Source organism: Acinetobacter sp. YH12094 (genome assembly GCF_013419295.1).
Taxonomy (GTDB): domain Bacteria; phylum Pseudomonadota; class Gammaproteobacteria; order Pseudomonadales; family Moraxellaceae; genus Acinetobacter; species Acinetobacter amyesii.
This window is the reverse complement of record NZ_VPAK01000057.1, coordinates 1-5,927: the sequence shown is the minus strand read 5'-3', so window position 1 is coordinate 5,927 and position 5,927 is coordinate 1. Positions and strand designations below refer to the sequence as shown.

7 protein-coding genes and 1 pseudogene are annotated in these 5,927 nt (G+C 36.6%); 2 read left to right on the top strand and 6 right to left on the bottom strand.

Annotated features, from left to right (window positions below; all coding sequences use genetic code 11):
- The 4 genes and pseudogenes from FTU34_RS18005 to FTU34_RS17315 form a co-directional block, all read right to left on the bottom strand.
- Positions 1–672, bottom strand: a pseudogene (locus tag FTU34_RS18005) (type IV secretory system conjugative DNA transfer family protein); the annotation flags it as partial.
- Entirely contained in the window at positions 672–914 is a 243-nt protein-coding gene (locus tag FTU34_RS18075) for a hypothetical protein (protein WP_306669822.1), read from the bottom strand. The pseudogene FTU34_RS18005 and the gene FTU34_RS18075, both read right to left, overlap by 1 nt.
- A 2-nt stretch (positions 915–916) precedes the next feature.
- On the bottom strand, positions 917–1,810 hold the full coding sequence (locus tag FTU34_RS17320; RefSeq protein WP_180036270.1) for a phage integrase N-terminal domain-containing protein: 894 nt from the start codon (positions 1,808–1,810) through the stop codon (positions 917–919).
- 554 nt (positions 1,811–2,364) lie between these two features.
- Entirely contained in the window at positions 2,365–2,511 is a 147-nt protein-coding gene (locus tag FTU34_RS17315; RefSeq protein WP_180036275.1) for a hypothetical protein, read from the bottom strand.
- A 498-nt stretch (positions 2,512–3,009) separates the two neighbouring features.
- Here FTU34_RS17315 and repM point away from each other — a divergent pair, with 498 nt between their 5' ends.
- Positions 3,010–3,951 (top strand): replication initiation protein RepM, encoded by a 942-nt coding sequence (gene repM, locus FTU34_RS17310; RefSeq protein WP_180036274.1) that lies wholly within the window; start codon positions 3,010–3,012, stop codon positions 3,949–3,951.
- The gene (locus FTU34_RS17305) at positions 3,948–4,232 is read left to right on the top strand and encodes a hypothetical protein (RefSeq protein WP_180036273.1); all 285 of its coding nucleotides are present in this window, start codon (positions 3,948–3,950) and stop codon (positions 4,230–4,232) included. Before repM ends, FTU34_RS17305 begins: the two co-directional genes overlap by 4 nt.
- On the opposite strand, the gene FTU34_RS17300 is transcribed toward FTU34_RS17305, so the two are convergent.
- The gene (locus FTU34_RS17300; RefSeq protein WP_180036272.1) at positions 4,201–4,611 is read right to left on the bottom strand and encodes a hypothetical protein; all 411 of its coding nucleotides are present in this window, start codon (positions 4,609–4,611) and stop codon (positions 4,201–4,203) included. The two genes, FTU34_RS17305 and FTU34_RS17300, sit on opposite strands and share 32 nt — an antisense overlap.
- A gap of 100 nt (positions 4,612–4,711) precedes the next feature.
- Positions 4,712–5,927: type IV secretory system conjugative DNA transfer family protein (locus FTU34_RS17295; protein WP_180112672.1), on the bottom strand; the 1,216-nt coding region annotated here is incomplete at its 5' end.

Genomic DNA, 5,927 nt, shown 5'->3' with positions numbered 1-5,927 from the left:
TGGATTAAATACCCAATCTTTATAGCCATAACGCTCAAACATGCCGTTGTACTTTAGAATCGCCCAAATTTCAGGCTTGACGTCAGTCGCTACAAAGCTTTGTCCCGATTGCATCCAATCAATAATTTGTGTGACTAAATATGTTGTTTTACCACTACCAGGTGCGCCTAAGATAATCCCTCGATCTTCATTTGTTACACGTAAAGATTCCCATACAGGATTTTCTTCATCTTGATCATAAATGTATGAAATCAAAGGTTTACCCACTTCTTGCGTGGGTTGTACTGCATCAAAAAGCGTTCCTATGCCTTCTGCAGAATCTTTTTTGATCATCGTTGGTGGGGCATCGGGTTTATTCTTAAAGGGACTATCATTTGAGCCGTACCACCAGCCAAACCCTATAAGTCCCCAAACATAAATTATTCTTAAAAATGTCGATTGGTCTGACATCATGTAAACAATTACTGCTGATAAAATCGCTGTAACTGCTCCAGTTATCGCATAGATAACCTGTCTATTCTGTTTAAACTTTTCAAAATCAAAATTTTCAGGCAAATCTTCATAATAGAAAGACTTATGTGTTTTTGATTCGACTATTGCGCCAAAAAACCACATTCCAAAAACCGACACAGCCCCTATTACTGACAATAAAATAAAAATAATTACAGCCATCACGTATTCTCACTTTTTTGTAGTTGTTTGCCTTCGCACGTGTCCAAAAATTGCGGTTCAGACACAGGACTTTTAAGCCAAGAACAACGAACCGTATAATAATAAGATGAATCTAAGTTCTTAAATTTAATCAAAGTTTGGTTTGTTTTTAACTCTGCTTTGTCGTTCCAAATTAATAATTTGCAGTTAATACAGCGACCGCATAATGGCAATTTTTCACGTATTTCTGATGCAATACCCATCTTTATTTTTTGCTCCAAGAACCTAGATACACTGACGTAATATTTATGCGTGAGTGTCCCAGTTCTTCACTGATCAACATGCGTATTTCTTTATCTTTTGCCACTTCATCGGCAGACAGCGAACGAGATCCACCGACCGCAGGGCAAGGAAAGCCCATAAGTTCTAAATATCTAGTTTGAGCGTAACCATGTCTTAAGCCGTGAGTTTGACCAACACCCAAAGCATGAGTAACGCTTTCAAAATTGGATTTGTGGGATTTATACGATTTTTCTTTAGGAATCATGGAACCGCCATTTTTCACAGCTTGAGCATACGCATTTTTGAGTTCTTGACGTTGTTTTTCGTTTGAAATCGGGATAGTTCGAGGTCTACCGCCTTTTGTCCAAGAATCCTTTAATCTGATGTATTTAGCGTTATCAATCGTTTGCCCATCAAGCGCATATTCAGGCTGAAACTTCATTGATTCTTCACGTCTAAGACCGAATGCGTCTTGCAAACGCAGGCTTTGCGCTATGTTTTCGTCAATTTTTGATAGGTCTAAATCATGCAGAGATACAGATTTATTTTCATTTGTGACATAGACACGCTTTTCGATTTTATAAGTATCGTTATCTTTGACAGCACCAGCATTGCCGACTTTTTCAGCCCACCAACGCATAGTTGTCATTCTATTTTTTATCGTGCCTGTTGATACGCCATCTTTGCGCCATTGTTCGAGCAATTTATTAACGTGCCGACCCTTTAAGTCGTTCGGGGACATGGTTTTAATGTCATAGCCATTTTTAGCAAGTTGCTCAGCAAACAACTGGAGCATTGAACGTCTATTCGCTTGTGTAGCGTGTGAACCTTCTCTGAATTTATTACAGAGCTGATTGAATTGATATTCGAGTGTCATGGCGGAGACCCATTTAACGGTTAGTGTTAAGAGCCGAAAAATCGTTTTATCAAGATTAGCTATAAGAACTAATTCAATAAAAAATGCTCAAAAAAGTGGGTTAAAAATTCGAAAATCTTTAAACCCAAATATATGAATACTTAAAAAAATAAACCGTTTCTGCATATAAGATGAGAGCGATTAAAAGTATTTGATCTCCTGAATTAAGTTTGTGTTTAAGCTGAAAAACAAAATGAAAGTCAGCAAAGAAAAGTCATGAAAAGACATAAAAAGTCCGATCATTATATCATCTAAAAAAGTGCTGTCACGTGGCAATCACTTAAAAAACTGTTCTCTATTGTAAATACTGTCTAGCTTTCCCCAGTCGTCACTACTTATAGGTAGTGACGACTGGGGACGGTAGCAGATGGTTACGAGTGTCAAAAAGGGAAGTCGCCAGTCTTTCGACTGGCTCGGCTACTCCCGAAAAAATTTAGATGGGAGCTTGTAATCAGGGAAAGGAAGGTTTTTAAATTTAGATAGCGTCAGTTCGCAGGCACTCCGCCTGCTCTGTTCTATTGGGATTGTTCTTTTTTTATATTTGAGATGATTCTCTCAAGTCTTTTAATATGCTTATTTTTAGATTCAACTTGATTATTTTTACTTTCAATAATCTGTTTTAAGTCTTCAATCTCTTTCTTTAATTTTTCAATTTCAGTCATAGTCAATTCTCAAAAAATTATTAAATTCTAGTAAACAGTTTTAGCGAGTGTCTACGAGCGACAAATAAAAATTTGCTTAGACCCCCTTCTCTGAAAAACCGCTTTTGCTTTTTTTAGCTTTGCCACTGTATTTTTTAGTGAGTGTCTACGAACGAAATAATAATGCTTTTATAAAAATATGAGCGAAGCGAATTCATAGTTGCTTTTGACTTTGCTTTTGCTTTTGAAACATCACGAGCGAAGCGAGTGCCATAGCTTTTTTTCTTTTAGCTTTGGGCTTTTAATATCTTTTAAAGCTTTTAAATGCTTTTAGACAGCTCGAAACGATTGATATGAAAGGCATACAGAGGACATAAAGCACCATTTTCTCTTGTATAAAGCACCATTTTCTCTTGTATAAAGCACCATTTTCTCTTGTATAAAGCACCATTTTCTCTTGACTTAGCACCATCAACATTTTAAGGTGTCAATAAACCAAGATATGTCTATGGTGCTAAATTGAAAAATGGATTAGTAGTGAAAGACAATGCGTTAATGAATGCCAGTTATAACTTAGAAACGTCTGAACAACGTTTAATATTGCTTGCAATTATGAATGCTAGAGAAACAGGGCAAGGAATTACCGCAGACAGCAAACTAGAAATACATGCCAGTGATTACGCAAAACACTTTAACGTATCTACAGATGCTGCATACAAAGTATTAAAAGATGCTGTAAACAATCTGTTTGAGCGTAAATTTAGCTATGTTGCGGAATATAAAAAGACTGGCAAAACAGGCATTGTGCGCTCACGTTGGGTTAGTCGTGTTTTCTATGTTGATACGTTAGCCATTTTAGAAATTACCTTTGCCCCTGACGTTGTGCCACTTGTTACTCGACTTGAGGAACACTTTACAAGTTACCAACTTAAGCAGGTATCACAGCTTACAGGTAAGTATGCAATACGCCTTTATGAGCTACTTATTGCATGGCGTGAAGTGGGTAAAACGCCACAAATTGAACTATCAGAATTTAGAAATAGAGTTGGTGTTGAGGATAATGAATATCAACGTATGGAGCTGTTTAAAAGGCGTGTCTTAGAACCGTCCATCAAGCAGATCAATGAGCATACAGACATCACTGTGACCTATGAACAGCATAAAAAAGGTCGAGCTATTTCAGGCTTTTCATTCAGGTTCAAACAGAAGCAACAAGCAAAGAAAATAGAAACTAAAAGAGATCCGGACACAGCCGATCTATTCACTAAAATATCAGATGGACAACGCCATTTGTTTGGAAACAAGTTAGCCCATGATGCACGAATACAAAGCGAATACAGTCAATTGATCGGTACGGGAAGCTATGAAGATTTTGGGAAGTTACTTGCTGATATGCTAGCTGAAGAAAAACACTTTAAAATTTTCTACCCAATACTTAAGGAATACGGATTTAAAGGATGAAAATAAAAGCTAATTTAGATGCTATGAACGCCCAAGAACTCAAAGAATACGAGGAGATTTTACTTTCCCTATGGACACCAAGAATGGCTTTGGAGAATCAGATCGACAGGCTACGAACCGAATGCACTGGGCAACTTCAAATATTCAACAGATTAAAAAATCCTGATGCTCCAATCAATGCACGTTTAAAAGAATCTATTTCATCGCTGAAATATAGAATCGAAGACCTTGAGGATGAATTAGATGATCTTATTCAAGATATTCAAAGTCAAAATAATTAGAGAGTAGCTTAAAAGCATCTGTATTCATTAAGAATATAAAACTTTCATTTAGCTTTAATTTGCATTCATTTTGCTTCAATCCAACACTATCAACAATCGAAAAACACCCACATTTTTTTGGCATTTTTATCGTGATTGAAACATTACATAGATCTTTCATAAGCAAATTAAACTCATGACTATCAAGTGATAAGCCAATATTTTTTTTCAACCCATCAACAGATAATTCAGCAAAGTTATTCTTTGTGAAATCACTTAAATTTTCGATCAATAAAAACAGCTCTTTTGATATGTATCCTGTGAGTAAAATATCACTTTCAGATACTTTGTTTTGAACTGCTTTATTGATCAAACTAAAGCTTTTACGCTTCTTACGCATGACTATATATATATCTGAAAAGACTCAAAAATGAGTATCAGATAAAACGCCAATACAGCACCGATCAAAGCTGAAATACTTAGTTTTTCTGGGTTAATCATTATGCTACCTCGTTTTTTTGATGTTCTAGCCAATCTGTTGGGCTTGCTTTAGCAATCCGAACAGGCGTGTCAAAGAATTCCCAGTATTTCGGCATTATCAACGTGCCGAACGTGCCGTTATAAGTAACTACTGCACTATGAGAAGGCAGTTTAATCAGTTCTTCTGGTTCGATGATGTATTCAAGCTTTGTGCTTTCTGAATATCCGCTTGAGTTGTTATGAGTGCGTGAACCGCCCATATCGCTATTACTTACGCCCTCACTACTGTTTTCAGAATAACTAAAATACGTTGTTTCAGTTTTACCGATTAGATCGCTAAATTCTTTAGCTGTCGCAATGTCACCGATTTTAAAAACAACTTTGTAGTTGCTTGAGCCTAAGAATAATTTGTCTGCATTTGCTCCATAGAGGCGATTTAAGCCCTCTAAAGACTGGAGGTATAGAAACGTAGGCATATTTGCAGAACGTATCGTATTGAGCAAATCAGTAAATTTAGGGATAGGCGCACAATTGATAATTTCATCAAGTGCTAAGAACACAGCACCACGATTTTGATTAGCTTGTAAAATTCGCATTGTATGAGCGACCATCGCACCGAATAGCGTTGCTGTACTTGACTTGTACTGTTGATCAAACTGCAAGAATACGGCTTGTTTAGGCTTCATTAAAACGTCTTTTAAATAAAAGCCCTCTGCATTATCAGAAATTGTTTTTCTGATGCGGTCATCATCGAGAAAATCAAAGGCTTTTGATACTGCTGTCATGATTGACGCAAGTAAATTATCGCTTTTCGCTGTGCGTGTAATGTCTTTCGCAATGCTTGAAACTGTTTCATTGTCAGACTGTCTTAACGTCTTTAACAGCTCTGCATTGTCGTCCATACTGTTAATAAAACGCTGTGCATTGGGTAACGATGCTTTAGCACCCAATTCGATCAGAATCGCTTTTAAAAGTCGTCTAGCGTTGTCATTAAAAACTTTTGCGTCTGCTGAATCAGTATCTGTAATGATGATGTTTAGAACTTCATTAAACTCTGATGAATCTTGTACTTCTGAAAAAATATTGTAGTGATCTGAATTTATATCTGTTGGATTAAATACCCAATCTTTATAGCCATAACGCTCAAACATGCCGTTGTACTTTAGAATCGCCCAAATTTCAGGCTTGACGTCAGTCGCTACAAAGCTTTGTCCCGATTGCATCCAATCAATAATT

Bases quoted from the DNA above. Each gene is read 5' to 3' on its own strand.
- FTU34_RS18075 (WP_306669822.1), bottom strand. From the start codon at position 914: ATGGGTATTGCATCAGAAATACGTGAAAAATTGCCATTATGCGGTCGC.
- FTU34_RS17320 (WP_180036270.1), bottom strand. From the start codon at position 1,810: ATGACACTCGAATATCAATTCAATCAGCTCTGTAATAAATTCAGAGAA.
- FTU34_RS17315 (WP_180036275.1), bottom strand. From the start codon at position 2,511: ATGACTGAAATTGAAAAATTAAAGAAAGAGATTGAAGACTTAAAACAG.
- FTU34_RS17305 (WP_180036273.1), top strand. From the start codon at position 3,948: ATGAAAATAAAAGCTAATTTAGATGCTATGAACGCCCAAGAACTCAAA.
- FTU34_RS17300 (WP_180036272.1), bottom strand. From the start codon at position 4,611: ATGCGTAAGAAGCGTAAAAGCTTTAGTTTGATCAATAAAGCAGTTCAA.